We start from the raw sequence: 14161 nt of genomic DNA on the forward strand, positions 1-14161 counted from the left end.
AAAGTAATGGATATCCCCTTCTTTGCCCTTGTTTTTGAAGGTACCTTTCCAAATCTCACCGTTTTGAATGGCTCCCCACGCCGTATTTTGACAGGTCACCGCACTATCAGATTCAAAAAAAATCAACATATTCTTGCCTAAAAGCTCTTCTTGTGTGTAGTGCAGTGTGTCACACAAAGCATCGTTTACATACGTAATGACTCCATCCAAATTGCACCGTGCCACCAGATTCGAAGCATCTATGGCCTGATTGAACTGAGAAAGGATATACTGAGCCTCCACTTTTTCATTCGTACTGGTACGTAGTCCCTCTTCCAAAGCACATTTATAGCTCATCATATCGGTGACATCGGAGAGGGTAATAACGTAAATCTCTTCACTCGGATCGAGGAGTGTCACCGAAATCGAAAACGTATGGACTTGATCCGATCCGCTGATGCCGACTTTGTAATGCTCTTTATCGCCGCTCAAAACCGTTTTAAACCACGGAGCGTTTAAGTACCCTTCATACACATACCCGTACTTATCAATAGCGAGAAACTGTTTTGAGAGATAAAAATCGGGTTCAAAAACATCCACCCCGATCGTAGTAAAAAAATCGCTAAAAGCTTTGTTGGCATCTATAATCAGGTATCCGTTGCTTAGCGCAATCATATTATCCGTTAGATGGAAAATCGATTTATAATAGCGATAGGTAGGATCAGACCCCCTCAATCTTGATTTTAACTGCTCTTTTAGTGTCGATTCTGAGTTCTCTTGCGGCACACTTTTCCCTCAAACGTAATAGTTCTTTTATCATACCATGTAACTTTATGATTTCAACTGCCATCAACATAAATCGTACACATACCTTTAGTGCTCATGTCCGTTACCATGACTTTTTTCACCGTGTGATCCTCTACCATCGTGCTGTTCATCGTTCCGATATTCGGGACGATCCTTCTTTGCGCGATAGTGCTCATCAATTCGGTTATACCGCTCACCGCCACGACGCCGATCAATAACCTCGTCATAGCTGATATGATGATAATCCGAAAGGAAGCGGACATTGACCAGCTCAATAATTTCGCTGTCTTTCAAACGATGTTTTTTCCCTTTATGATAGCCGTATGCTTTACCGTAAGGGGGGCTATTGTATCTATGGCTATCGATGACATAGAGAGTGCGGGGATCAAGGCCCAAACGTAAACTAATATCCCACCAGCTCCCTCCGTGAAGGCGTAAATCGGTAATATACCCCGCGTCACGATGAGACTCGCGAGCTAAAAAATAGACTACACTCATCTCATCACGAGGAATGGAACGCTCTATTACTACTATCTCTTGTTGAGGGACACGATAATAATCTCCGACGGAGAGAGAAAACCCGTCAATCCCTTGTTCGGAGCCTGAAATACCGATATCAAAATTAGAGGCGCTGAGCGACGCGCAAAGCATACCTACAATCAACCCTGAGTTAAGTATAGTTTTCATCTTTTTCTCCTCATATAATATCTCCAATTGTAACCAAAAAAGTTCTTCTGAGTATTAAAAGGATTCGCCCTCCCTATTTGTGATAAAATATCATTACTACTCAAGGAGTCTTAATGATCAAAAAATGCCTTTTTCCTGCTGCCGGATACGGTACCCGTTTTTTACCTGCAACGAAAGCGATGCCCAAAGAGATGCTTCCCGTCCTTACCAAACCTTTAATCCAATACGGAGTTGAAGAGGCGGTGGGTGCAGGGATGCATACCATGGCCATCGTGACAGGACGGGGCAAACGGGCTTTGGAAGATCATTTTGATGTCAGCTATGAGCTTGAGCACCAGATCAAAGGGTCCGATAAAGAGCATTATCTTACGGAAATCCGTTCCCTCATCGACCAATGCACATTTTCCTACACTCGCCAAAATGAGATGAAAGGGTTGGGGCACGCGATCCTAACCGGAGAGACATTGATCGGAAATGAGCCATTTGCCGTTATCCTCGCCGATGATTTATGCGACGGGAACGGAGAGGGAGGCGTTCTTTCTCAAATGGTAGAGCTGTTTAACAAATACAAATGCTCAATCGTCGCCATCGAAGAGATTGACCCGAGCCATACAAACCGCTACGGGATTATCGAGGGGAAAGAGATCGAAGAGGGAGTCTATATGATTTCAAATATGGTGGAAAAACCCGATCCCTCAGTCGCACCGAGCAACCTGGCGATTATCGGGCGCTATATTCTCACCCCCGATATTTTTGGAATCATCGAAAATACTCCTGCCGGCAAAGGGGGGGAGATTCAAATCACCGATGCCCTTCTGACTCAAGCACAAAACGGGATGGTTTTAGCCTACAAATTCAAGGGAAAACGATTTGACTGCGGAAGCGTTGAAGGGTTCGTCGAAGCAACCAACTACTTCTACGAGAAAAGTAAGATCTAACTGTTATTTGCGAAATAGTGGGCGACACCGTCCACCAACCCCTCAACCATCCATCGCTGGTATTTCTCATCGGCGATGCGCGCGGATTCATCCGGATGGCTAATGTATCCCACTTCAACCAATACTGCCGGCATCTGCGCCCCGACAAGGACCCAAAAAGGGGCTTCTTTGACTCCGTTATCATGAACATTCGGAAACTGTTTACGCAAATTCCCAACTATCCCTTTTTGCAAATCGATCCCCAGTTTATTGGAAGCAATAATTTTCTCTTTATTCAAAAAGCTTAAAAAACTGAGCTTGCCGTATTGTCCCATCTCGCCCATATCTTCGGAATTTTCGAGTGCGGCAACACGCATGGAACGCTCGCTCCGCGTCGGAGAGAGAAAATAGGTCTCAACCCCCTGAGCCCCTGAAGGATCAGATGTTTTGGGAATCGAGTTGGCATGAACAGAGATAAAAAGATCTGCCGCTTTGTCATTCGCATATTTCGTCCGATCTTTAAGTTCGATAAAAGTGTCGTTACTTCGTGTCATATAGACCGTATACCCCTGTGCGCGAAGCTTTTCCGCAAGCTGGCTTCCCATCTGCAATACAATATCTTTCTCCATATATCCGTTACCCAGCGCTCCGCTGTCTTTTCCGCCGTGCCCGGGATCGATCACAATCACTTTTTTGCTTCGATCTCGCGGGGTTACCGTCACAAGAGGGGGAAGTGCCGCGACAAGAGGAGCTTCTTGTATCTCGGGCTTACTCACCGGAGTTGATGCGAGAGGAGCGGTAATTTTAGGCGGCTCCAAAGAGAGGTCGATATAAAGAGCCGATCCCTTAGAGGTTGTTTTAATCGCAATAGCATGATCATGTTCAATCACAATACGAAGCGTTTTTGCATTGTATTGCGCGATCTGAACACGGTTAATATTCTGATGTTCCAGCGTTTGACTTTTAGAAAGAGTGGATGAATCTATATCGATAATGTAACGAAACCGTTTCTTATCCGCTTCGATAATTTTTGACATTCGGATTTCAGACGATTGAATCGGCGTATCGAATAGAAGTTCCAGCCCTTTCTCTTTCCATTGTGTATTTAAAAGTCGATGGCGCATACTCAAAGAGATCTCATTCGAAGCCTTAACCGGTTCGACCTTGATCATTTTTTCCGGTTCGGGAGTATTGAATTTTTCAGGGGCATTAAATTTGTTGGCCACCAATGCAGGTTTGAATGTTTTATCGTAAATAACCGACGGAACCGAACTGTCATAAGTTGTCGCAGCAGCCGTTTTTATCGTAGATTCGATTTTTTTCGCCGCCCCTTTGGATTTAGCCAAATCAGCTTGATATTTCTTTACATCAATACCGAGTTTCTCCCCTGCATGAACGATCCCATCAAGAGCATCTGCAGCTAGCGAACTATTTTTATCGAGCATAGCTCGCAGATAAAGGGTTTTGTATTCATTATAGCCGCGAAACTGCTCAATTTCGTCACTGCTCTCCAGCGCTTTTTTGGCTGAATCCAAACGCTCAGACAGCGTGGCCCCCATCAGGGTTGCCATCATCAACACTACAGTAAAGAGGATACGGATCAGCACGCTGAAGCTACTCCCCTTGAGTTAGTTTTTCCATCAACTCTTTGACGGAGATGATTTTGTCGATTCGGTAGCCGTTGCTTCCTGAAAAGAACAGCCCAAGCTCTTTATCACCGAGATACGCATCGCTGAGTCGATCGGCGATACAAAAACCGACCTCTTTGGCTTCGACGCCGCGATTACACGGAGCAACACAGTTAGAGATACATTTGATAGAGGGACCCGTGCGGGTATCGATAAGGTCACGTAAGGCAGTTCTTACCCCGCGAGCCGGATAACCGACCGGAGATTTCATCAACGTGATATCTTCCTCTTTGGCCGCAATGAGAACCTCTTTAAAATTATCGTGAGCATCACACTCGTAAGTACCGATAAAGCGTGTCCCCATCTGTACACCCGCTGCGCCCAATGCGATCATCGCATCAATATCGTTTTTATCCCAGATTCCGCCGGCTGCGATCACGGGAATATTTCCCCATAAAGCGGCCTCTTCTACGACAGGAACGACAAGATTTTCAAGTTGATACTCTTCCATCGCACACTGCTCGTAGGTGAACCCTTGATGACCGCCGCTGAGAGGTCCCTCAAGTATTACGGCATCAGGGAGACGGTTGTAGCGCTTTTGCCATCGTTTGCAGATAATCGAGAGTGCTTTCGGAGAGGAGACGATCGGAACCAAGGCAATATCGGGATAATCTGCCGTAAATTCAGGCATATTGGTCGGTAATCCCGCACCCGTAATAATGATATCGATACCGGCTTCACACGCATCGGTCACGACACGGCCATAATCGTTGATCGCGTATAAAATATTACAGGCTAGCGGAGCATCACCGCAGATTTTACGGGCATTTTTGACAATCGCGTCAAGTCCTTTTTTGGAATAAAAATTTTCCGCATCCAACGGACGGTTTGCAATGAGTTTATCCGCATACACTTTATCTTCATAATATCCCGTACCGACGGAACTGATAACCCCAAGGCCCCCTTCTGAAGAAACCGCTCCCGCAAGCTTATCCCAGCTGATACCGACACCCATTCCCCCCTGAACGATAGGAATTTTAATGGTATGTTTACCGATTTTAATTGGTTTGAAACTCATTGGGTTACCTTTAATCGCGCAAATTTTCGTTTTCCCACTTGAAGGATGTATTCACCCGCTTCAAGTTGGTATTGCTCATCATTTAGTTTATTTTGGTCGATTTTAACAGAGCCTTGCTTAATCTCCCGACGGGCTTGTGAAGTAGATGGGCTTAGAAGACAATCGACAAGGGCTTTGGCAATCCATATCGGAGCATCCGCACTAAATTCATCCATTTCGCTCGGGATTTCACTCTGCGCATGCACCCGTTCAAACTCCGCTTGGGCACCCAGCGCCGCATCTCGTGAATGGAAACGTTCCGTTATTTCGAGGGCAAGGGATTCTTTCACTTTTTTCGGATGGAGTGAGCCGTTTTCAACTCCGGCTTTAAGCGCTTCGATCTCATCAAGACTTTGAGAACTTAAAAGTTCATAATAGCGCCACATCAACGTATCGCTGATACTGAGAATTTTTCCAAACATCTCGTTCGGCTCATCGGCAACGGCGATGTAGTTCCCAAGTGACTTGGACATTTTCTGAACACCGTCCAGTCCCTCTAAAATTGGCATCATCATTACGGCTTGTTCTTTACCCACTTGATATGCTCTTTGAAGATGACGCCCCATCAAAAGATTGAATTTCTGATCCGTCCCCCCAATCTCAATGTCACTTTTAAGGTGTACACTGTCGTAACCTTGAAGTAGTGGATACAGAAATTCACTAATAGAAATAGAGATTCCTGCTTTATGACGTTTGTCAAAATCATCCCTCTCCAACATACGGGCGACATTGAACGTTGTCGTAAGCTCTAACATCCCTGCTGCACCTAGAGGGTTAATCCACTCTGAGTTAAAAACTACCGTCGTTTTATCTGGATCAAGGACTTTAAATACTTGTTCTTTGTAGCTTTTCGCATTCTCTTCGATCTGTGTTGGAAGAAGTTTTTTACGCGTTTCACTTTTACCGGTAGGATCTCCGATTTGCGCGGTGAAATCGCCGATCAAAAACTGAACACGACCGCCATACTTTTGAAACGTAGCTAGTTTATGAAGTAATACAGTATGCCCTAAATGTAAATCGGGTGCGGTTGGATCAAATCCCGCTTTGACGGTGTATGTCTCCCCTTTTTCAAAGTATGTTTTTACTAAACTAAAAAAACGTGCATCATCAATGGTTTCTGCACAACCTCGAAATATTTCTTTTAATACATTTACTGTTTTGTCATTTAATGCTTCATTTGTCATGATTTATCCTTGGCTTCGGTACGCATCATCCGTCCGAAAAAATTGTATTATTTTCCCTTTTTTCTCCAATTTGGAGCGAAGGCGATTGATATCCGCCTCGAGAGTCTGAAATTCCATTTCGCAGTACTGTGTATGCTCTGACTTCTCTTTGCCCAACTCGATAGAGTTGATATCGGCACCCATTTTGGCCATATAGGTGAGCAAATCGGCAAGGGAACCTTTTGCACTTTGCATGCTGATAATGAGATGGTAACGGAAATAGTGCTGCGCTCTCCATCGTACGAAAACCATCGGTTCTCTCCGATCGATCATTCCTGCGGCGTTTTTGCACATTTTATGATGAATATGCGCTTTTCCCTGCTGTAAAAAAGCGACGATTTCATCCCCCGTTTTCGGATGACAGCAATAATCGAATACCGCATCGCCGACACTGCTGTTGGCATAGATTTCCAGCGATGCGAAAACATACGGTTTCAGTCGAAAACGGTTACGCGATAAAAAAGCGCTAAAGCGGTTATTTTCTCCCATCTCCTGAGTAAAACGGTTCACCGTCTCTTTGAGCAGATCGAGCTCGCTCGGAATACGGTGACGCTGCTCTTCAAGATGCGTTTGGACAAACAGCTCTTCAATTCGGACCGGGTCCATATTAAAAACCGTGCTCAAAATATTGACACCGGTTTCCGTATCAATCGCTTTGATACGCTGGTTACAATTCGCGCGCATACTCGCTTTTGCACGAGAGGTTTTGACCGCGTCAATCCAGCTGCATCGGTTGATCTTTTTCGATCCCGTCGTAATTTTAACAATATCGCCGTTGTGCAATTCGTTGAGAAGCGATGCTTTCTCTTTGTTAATCAAACACCCCTCGGCACTGTCTCCGATCTCGGTGTGTACCGCATAGGCAAAATCGAGTGCCACCGCTCCTCGAGGGAGGGTAAAGGGTTTTCCTTTCGGTGAAAAGACACTGATATCTTCGCTGAAAAGATCATTTTTGATCAGTTCGTAAAACGCTTCGACCGATTCATTTTGATACTGAAGATTATGGAGCCAGTCGAGACTGATCGGGTTATTTCCGCCGCTTTTGTATTTCCAGTGTGCCGCAACACCGAGCTCCGCCGTTTTGTGCATCTCGTAGGTGCGGATCTGAACTTCAAAAATTGCTGTGGAGTCGAACACACTGGTATGAAGCGTCTGATATCCGTTCTCTTTGGGAATCGCAATATAGTCTTTGAAGCGCGAGGAAAGCGGTTGAAAATTCAGATGCACCAACCCTAAAACACGGTAACAGTCGATCGGCTTTTTGACCAATATTCGAACTGCCAAAAGGTCAAGTATCTCATCAATACTGATCCCTTTTCGCTGCATTTTAAGATAAATGGAGTAGTGGTGTTTAACACGGCTGAGAATCTCGAAATCATCTTCATTGAAGCCGTTTTCCAACATCATTTTGGTCAATTTTTCGCAAAAATCGCTTAAACGGGCATTGATAGATCGGAAATTTTCCTCAAAGTACATATCGATGGCTTGCTTCTCTTCACTAAAGAGGTATTGAAAACTCAAATCTTCCAAATGATTTTTGAGAAAAGAGATCCCCAAACGGCTTGCAATCGGAGCATAAACAACCAGAGTCTCTTCAGCGATACGATGCTGTTTGACAGGAGCCAAAGCCCCTAACGTTAGCATATTGTGAAGACGATCACACAGCTTGACCACCAATACCCGAACGTCTTCAATCGAGGCTATAAGCATTTTTCGAAACGACAACGCCGAAACGACCAGTTTTTCATCGGAGTTCGACGGAATCAACTGAGCATCTCTAATCGTATCGATCTTCGTCAATCCCTCTACCAAATGGGCAACATCGTCCCCGTAATCACGTGAGATTTCATCGATTGTGATATGGGTATCTTCCACCACGTCATGCAGCAACGCGGCAATAACCATCGCCTCATCGCCCGTCATATTCGCAACAATCGATGCGACTAAAACCGGATGGACAATATAGGCTTCACCGCTTTTACGAAACTGATTATGGTGGGCCTGTTGTGAAAAGGTAAGGGCGTTTTGGATTGCATTGGAAGAGGGTATATGTTTATAGAGGTGCGCGATAGCACCCTCCACATCATTGATTCCGATTACGTTTTCTATGTCGATGGTATTCAATGATGCCGCTTTTTAGTAAAATTAGTCTTTGTCTACAAAACCTTTGATCGTGATATGCCCTTCAGCAATCTCCATCAAAGCGATATCAGCCGTTTTGGCTTTTTTTACATCTACGTTAAGTTTCGTTGTTGCTCCGTTAAGGAGCTCTTCTGAGCGTTTTGCCACAGCAATAGCCAATTGGTAACGGTCGATATTAGCAGTTTCAAGTGCTTTTGCAGTAAGTTGTTCGAGTCTCATGTCAATGATCCTTTTGGTTTATTTTACAATAGAACAACGGGTTAAGTTGCCCTGAATAATTTCGAGAAGATTCCCCGGCGTGAACATATCGCACACGATGATCGGCAGTTTATTCTCTTTGGCCAACGCGATAGAGGTGTCATCCATCACTTTGATATGATCTTGCAGCGCTTGCTCGTATCCGAGGCTCGGAAGCTTGATCGCATCATCGAATTTTTTAGGGTCTTTGTCGTAAACACCGTCGACTTTGGTTGCTTTGATAATCACTTCAGCACCGATTTCAATGGCACGAAGTGTTGCGGCCGTATCGGTCGTAAAGAACGGGTTTCCTGTCCCTGCGGCAAAAATTACCACACGACCGCGTTCTAAATGGCGAGTTGCGCGGCGGACAATAAACGCTTCCGCAATTTGTTCCATTTTGATCGCACTTTGGACACGCACGAGCATCCCCTCGTGTTCACAAGCTTCCTGCATCGCAATCGCGTTAATCACGGTTGCCAACATCCCCATGTAATCACCTGAGGTTCGACGGATAATTCCATCCGCCGCAGCCGTTACACCGCGAATGATGTTTCCGCCGCCGATAACGATACCCACTTCGATCCCTGCATCGACGAGCGTTTTAATCTCGCCGGCAATGAATTTTAGAATTTTCGTATCGATACCGTGACCGTTTTCACCGGCCAATGCCTCACCGGAGAATTTTACCAAAACACGTTTATAGCCCATACAACTCCCTACAAAGCATCTTTGATGTGCCCTTTTAAATTAGGGGCATTATACTTTATTGTCGCTTTAAGGTTGCTTTGATTACACTAAGCAAATTATAAGAGAAGGAAAATACGGAGTGAATCTATTCGATACCTTTAGAAACTGGTTTGCTCCGCTGCCGATGCATCGCGCCCCGCTCTATGGAAGAGGAATCCATGCCCTTCCGAATCCTCAAGAAAAAGAACTCTTCGAGAACGCTTCCGAAGCCTTGGTTAACTGCGATATACTCAGCGGTTACGACTATTTTTTATCCTCTATCATCCATCAGGAGAGTAATTTCCCCTCCCCGCATCTGAGTATCGAGCGCGCACAGGATTCTCTTCACTTTAACCTTTATCAGGGTTATGCTCACATCAAAGGGGTCGTAACGGCAACCTCACTTGAAGCGTATGCCGATATCGCTTTGAGCAAGGAGCTTCATGTTGCCATCAAACGCCGATTTTTAGAACGGGATTTTCAACTGACCTACTGTCGTTTCAGTGACGCAGACGGAATTATCAAGCTCTCCATACGGCTTGACAATGCAACGATCACCCCTCAGAAAATCTTCTATCCTATCCGTGAAATCGCCCTGAATGCCGATTTTGAAAAAGAGTTTATCGCCGGAGAGTTTGATGAATCGGTTCTTTTGGATACAGCGCATCTCCTCAGTATTCCCCGAGAAAAGATCGAAACAAATTACGCTTTTATGCAGCAATGGATACAAACAACACGACAAAGCCTCATCGGCCTTTTATCCAACGACAATACCGGAATGACCTCGTTTAGCTATCTCGCACTCCTCCTTCAGATCGATTATCTCTTCCTCCCCCACAAAAAAATGGCCAAAAATATCAGTGAAAAAATCAACGGCTACTTCATGGATGATGAGAAACTGACCGAAGATAAGAATGCCGATCTGGAACAATATCTGAGCGAGCTCGAAACAATGGACATCGAGTCGTTTGCAACACAGTTTTACGACGCTTCCTATACTTTTTCTCCGTTTGAACAGGCAATGCATGATGAAATCGCCGCTTTTATCGATGAGTCGCTGGGAAAAGTTTGGTGGTACAAAAACAACCGCTCAAACTACGTCATCACCGTAATTTACCGCTATATTTCCCTCTATATTCTTTACAACTACGGTCTTCACCCCTCATTGCGTTCCCTGCTTCATCTGCATGTCGAAGTGTACGCCTCCGATTTTTTCAAAGCTGCCGGAGAGACACCGCTCTACGACCCGCATACCAAAACGTTTAAAGAAAACCTTATCGCCCAGCGTATCCGAGAATCGGTTGAGCCGTATATGAGCCGTTATAAAGGGCTTAACAATTTTTCCGAACACCTCAATTACAGTGATTTGGACCATTTCAGCCAAAGCTTTTATCTTCAAATCAAAAATCTCGATTATACGGAAGTGTAAATGTGAATACAGCTACCCAAAAAATGGTCGAACAGACGATTGAAAGCATCGTCCAAATTACCAACCCCTACGGAAGCGGAAGCGGTTTTCTCATCGGGGAGCTTATCATTACCAACTCGCATGTCGTCAGCGGGCTGAAAGAGGTGCTTATCAGCACCAAAACCCTTCCGAAAACAATCGGAACGGTCATTTATGACGATCCGGCCTTTGATCTGGCGTTTATCCGCTCCCCCCTCCCTATTGAGTGCAAAAATCCTTTGATCCTCTCCGAACTCCCGGTTCAAGACGGAGACGGCGTCATCGCCATCGGACATCCCTACGGACTGAACTACTCTACCACCGAGGGGATCGTCTCCAAAGCATCCCGTTTGCAGGGGGAAGTCGAATACATCCAGTTTGATGCCGCCATCAATCCCGGAAACAGCGGAGGGCCGCTCTTAAATGAATCGGCAGAAGTGATCGGTGTCAATACTTTTATTATCCAAAACTCCAATAATTTGGGGTTCGCCCTCCCCTCATACACCCTCAAAGAGGCACTGGATCAGTTTGGTGCGCTGAAAACCGAAGATGTCATCCGATGCGGTTCCTGTAAAAATCTGATTGCGGAACTCTCTATTCAAAACGATTATTGTCCCAAATGCGGTACTAAACTCGAAGTTGCCAAACGAAGACGTGAGGGGTATAAACCCTCCGGTATCGTAGCCCTGATCGAGAAGATTTTAGAAACACTGGAAGTCAACGTCACCCTCTCGCGCCGAAGTCAGCGAAGCTGGCGTTTTGACATGGGTTCCACCCGGATCGATATCAACTACTACGATAACGGCATCATTATTGCCGATTCCGCACTCTGCCGTATTCCACAGGAGAATATCGAAGCTCTGTACGATTATTTATTAGGGGAGAATAGCACGTTAGAGAAATTGCAGTTTTCAATTAACGAAAACACTGTTTATCTCTCCTATATCATAGTGGATTCATCCCTCAGTCAAACACACGGTACCCTCGCACTGCAAAAACTTTTCGATAGCGCGCCCCGCTATCAAAAGCTTCTCATTGAAGAGTTTAAAGCCCCTGAACCGAAGTTTGATGAGTTTGAATAAGTCCTGAAACGTTTTCTTTTTGGGGGAAATCGGCTCCCATACTGATAATGAACGACGAAGCTTCCTGAAGAGAGAGCGACGTCTTTTTAATCAGCACTTCATCCACGAGCACCGTATATCCGCTCGTAGGATTCGGGGAAGTGGGGATAAAGAGTACACAGATATTCTCATGACGGTTGAGCAGATATGCCGGAACCCATAATCCCTCTTTGGGATATTCGACCAGCACGACCTCTTTTTTCGTCCCGTCTTCACCGCCGCTGAGCATCGCGGCCAGTTTTTTAGAGACCGAATAAACCGAACGAATCGCGGGAATTTTTTCAAAGGTACTGTCGATCATCGAGACAAAAATCGACCGTCCGTATTTCTCAATTGAAAACCCGAGAACGGCAAAAACAGCGACAACCCCGGCCATCAATGCCAATGTCAATTCAAACGAATCGGTATAATCGTGCAAGGAGAGATAAGCGCTGATTCCCAAATTTTTGAGATAGTTGACAACAACAATCACTAAAATCAAGGGGAATAAGGAGAGTGCTCCGACAAAAATATAACGCAACAATAATCTAATTTTTGTACTCATCAAAGGAACCCTTTTTTATTATGAGTAATTATACAGTATTGAGCACTCTCTATCGGCGATAATGTTGCAATGCGTACATGTAGGAGTTACGCTCATATATGGAGGGGTTGTCGGTATGTATCAACGAAATAGACCCTTTCATCTGAGAAATCGATTCGTACTCGTGTTTCTCCATCCATTCACCCATATCACTTAGTATCTGTTTAATTTCATCCTCGCCTTTAATCAAAAGTACCGAGGCTAAAGCTGCCGCATCTGCTCCGCTCATAATCGCTTTCAGGACATCCTCTCCCGTGTGGATTCCCGTATTGGCACACAGCGAACAGGAGAGCTTTTTATAGAGAATAGCGCACCACCGAAGTGTTTCGCTTAAACGCCCGGACGACGTGATATTCGCTCTCTGCAAAGGGGTGAGCAGCTCCAAATCGACATCCACCAAAGTGGGATTATCAAAAAGGCTCAACCCTTTGGCTCCCGCTTCGACAAACCGTTTTGCCATATTCGCCGGATTGGAAAAACAGGGGTTCATTTTCACATTCAGGGGAATGCTGATCTGCTCTGCCACCGTCGCTACGGTATCAACATACATCTGTTCAACCGCATACCCTTCCAACTCCAGCGATGTAGGGATGTAGGTGATATTAAGTTCCAGAGCATCGGCACCCGTATCTTGAAGTTTCTTCGCAAAACAGACCCATCCCCCTGATGAAACACCGTTCAATGAGGCAATGACCGGAATTGAAACACCCTCTTTGATCCGCCGAATCTTCTCAAGATACTGATCGGCCTGAAGATTGTCAAAATCGACTTCACTCGGAAGATAGCTGGTCCCTTCAGCATTTGAATCGTTGTTAATATGAAGAAAATGATCAATCTGATGAATCTCATGATTAATCTCCTCTTCAAACAAAGAGTGGACGATGACTGCCGAGATACCGTTATTTTCAAGTTTTTTAATACTCTCCAGCGATCCGGTCAGCGGCGATGCACTTGCAATAAGAGGGTTCTTGAGCTTCAGCCCCAATATAGATGTTGAGAGATCCATTATTCTTCCTCCTGTGTAGGTTGATAATACTCATACAGATTTTTGTAACGTGCATAGAGAGAGTGTGCCGTATGTGCCGCTGTTTCCAAATATGTTGTTGCGGAGAGGGTATTCATCTTCTCGACCATTTTAAACCTTGTCTCACGGTACATGAAATCTTTGACATCGATTTTCGGTCCTTTATAATCCAATATCATCGGGTTTTCACCCGCTTTTATTTTATCGGGATTGAATCGGAAAATCGGCCATAGACCGCTATCAACAGCCCGTTTTTGCTGATCAAACCCGTATTTCAAATCATATCCGTGCGCTACGCAGTGCGAATAGGCGATGATGATGGAGGGACCGTCATATCGCTCCGCTTCGACAAATGCTTTGAGCGTTGCAGTATCATTTGCCCCCATAGCGACTTTTGCGACATACACGTTTTCATAGGCAATGGCCATCGCGGCAAGGTCTTTGGGGAGGCCCGCTTTCCCGCCTGCGGCGAATTTTGCCACCGCCCCCGTCATCGTTGCTTTAGACTGCTGCCCTCCGG

The 14161-nt window shown here is 45.2% G+C and carries 13 protein-coding genes and 1 pseudogene; 3 read left to right on the top strand and 11 right to left on the bottom strand.

Features of this window, described 5'->3' with window-relative positions; genetic code table 11:
- On the bottom strand, nt 1-765 hold a 765-nt coding region (locus Q0C19_RS06370), incomplete at its 3' end, for a PAS domain S-box protein (protein WP_295054063.1).
- Between the two features lie 87 nt (nt 766-852).
- Entirely contained in the window at nt 853-1473 is a 621-nt protein-coding gene (locus Q0C19_RS06375) for a hypothetical protein (RefSeq protein WP_295054066.1), read from the bottom strand.
- A gap of 113 nt (nt 1474-1586) precedes the next feature.
- Here Q0C19_RS06375 and galU point away from each other — a divergent pair, with 113 nt between their 5' ends.
- Nucleotides 1587-2411: a UTP--glucose-1-phosphate uridylyltransferase GalU gene (gene galU, locus Q0C19_RS06380; protein ID WP_295054069.1), complete on the top strand. Its 825-nt coding sequence runs from the start codon at nt 1587-1589 to the stop codon at nt 2409-2411.
- Here galU and Q0C19_RS06385 read toward each other — a convergent pair.
- The 6 genes from Q0C19_RS06385 to pyrH are packed head-to-tail and all read right to left on the bottom strand — an operon-like array spanning nt 2408 to nt 9448.
- Complete coding sequence (locus Q0C19_RS06385; RefSeq protein WP_295054071.1) at nt 2408-3997, bottom strand: N-acetylmuramoyl-L-alanine amidase; 1590 nt, start codon at nt 3995-3997, stop codon at nt 2408-2410. The two genes, galU and Q0C19_RS06385, sit on opposite strands and share 4 nt — an antisense overlap.
- Nucleotides 3998-4004: 7 nt before the next feature.
- The gene (locus Q0C19_RS06390) at nt 4005-5096 is read right to left on the bottom strand and encodes a nitronate monooxygenase family protein (RefSeq protein WP_295054073.1); all 1092 of its coding nucleotides are present in this window, start codon (nt 5094-5096) and stop codon (nt 4005-4007) included.
- The gene (gene tyrS / locus Q0C19_RS06395; RefSeq protein ID WP_295054075.1) at nt 5093-6319 is read right to left on the bottom strand and encodes a tyrosine--tRNA ligase; all 1227 of its coding nucleotides are present in this window, start codon (nt 6317-6319) and stop codon (nt 5093-5095) included. Before tyrS ends, Q0C19_RS06390 begins: the two co-directional genes overlap by 4 nt.
- Before the next feature lie 3 nt (nt 6320-6322).
- Nucleotides 6323-8482, bottom strand: coding sequence for a RelA/SpoT family protein (locus Q0C19_RS06400; RefSeq protein ID WP_295054078.1), 2160 nt, complete (start codon nt 8480-8482; stop codon nt 6323-6325).
- 21 nt (nt 8483-8503) lie between these two features.
- The gene (locus Q0C19_RS06405) at nt 8504-8725 is read right to left on the bottom strand and encodes a DNA-directed RNA polymerase subunit omega (protein ID WP_295054092.1); all 222 of its coding nucleotides are present in this window, start codon (nt 8723-8725) and stop codon (nt 8504-8506) included.
- 12 nt (nt 8726-8737) lie between these two features.
- Complete coding sequence (pyrH, locus tag Q0C19_RS06410) at nt 8738-9448, bottom strand: UMP kinase (protein WP_295054080.1); 711 nt, start codon at nt 9446-9448, stop codon at nt 8738-8740.
- A gap of 118 nt (nt 9449-9566) precedes the next feature.
- On the opposite strand from pyrH, the gene Q0C19_RS06415 reads away from it, so the two are divergent.
- Together Q0C19_RS06415 and Q0C19_RS06420 are read left to right on the top strand one after the other, a co-directional pair.
- Nucleotides 9567-10895 carry a hypothetical protein gene (locus Q0C19_RS06415; RefSeq protein WP_295054083.1) on the top strand — a complete coding sequence of 443 codons (1329 nt, stop codon included), beginning with the start codon at nt 9567-9569 and terminating at the stop codon, nt 10893-10895.
- A 2-nt stretch (nt 10896-10897) separates the two neighbouring features.
- Entirely contained in the window at nt 10898-11995 is a 1098-nt protein-coding gene (locus Q0C19_RS06420) for a trypsin-like peptidase domain-containing protein (protein ID WP_295054085.1), read from the top strand.
- Here the strand turns inward: Q0C19_RS06420 and Q0C19_RS06425 are convergent.
- From Q0C19_RS06425 to Q0C19_RS06435, 3 genes and pseudogenes are all read right to left on the bottom strand, one after another.
- Complete coding sequence (locus Q0C19_RS06425) at nt 11958-12578, bottom strand: DUF502 domain-containing protein (RefSeq protein WP_295054086.1); 621 nt, start codon at nt 12576-12578, stop codon at nt 11958-11960. The two genes, Q0C19_RS06420 and Q0C19_RS06425, sit on opposite strands and share 38 nt — an antisense overlap.
- Nucleotides 12579-12627: 49 nt before the next feature.
- Nucleotides 12628-13623, bottom strand: a complete 996-nt coding sequence (locus Q0C19_RS06430; RefSeq protein ID WP_295054089.1) for a dihydroorotate dehydrogenase-like protein — start codon at nt 13621-13623, stop codon at nt 12628-12630.
- Nucleotides 13623-14161: pseudogene (locus tag Q0C19_RS06435) on the bottom strand (pyruvate:ferredoxin (flavodoxin) oxidoreductase); the annotation flags it as partial. The gene Q0C19_RS06430 and the pseudogene Q0C19_RS06435, both read right to left, overlap by 1 nt.

Origin of the sequence: Sulfuricurvum sp. (assembly GCF_023250475.1) — a bacterium.
Taxonomy (GTDB): Bacteria; Campylobacterota; Campylobacteria; order Campylobacterales; family Sulfurimonadaceae; genus Sulfuricurvum.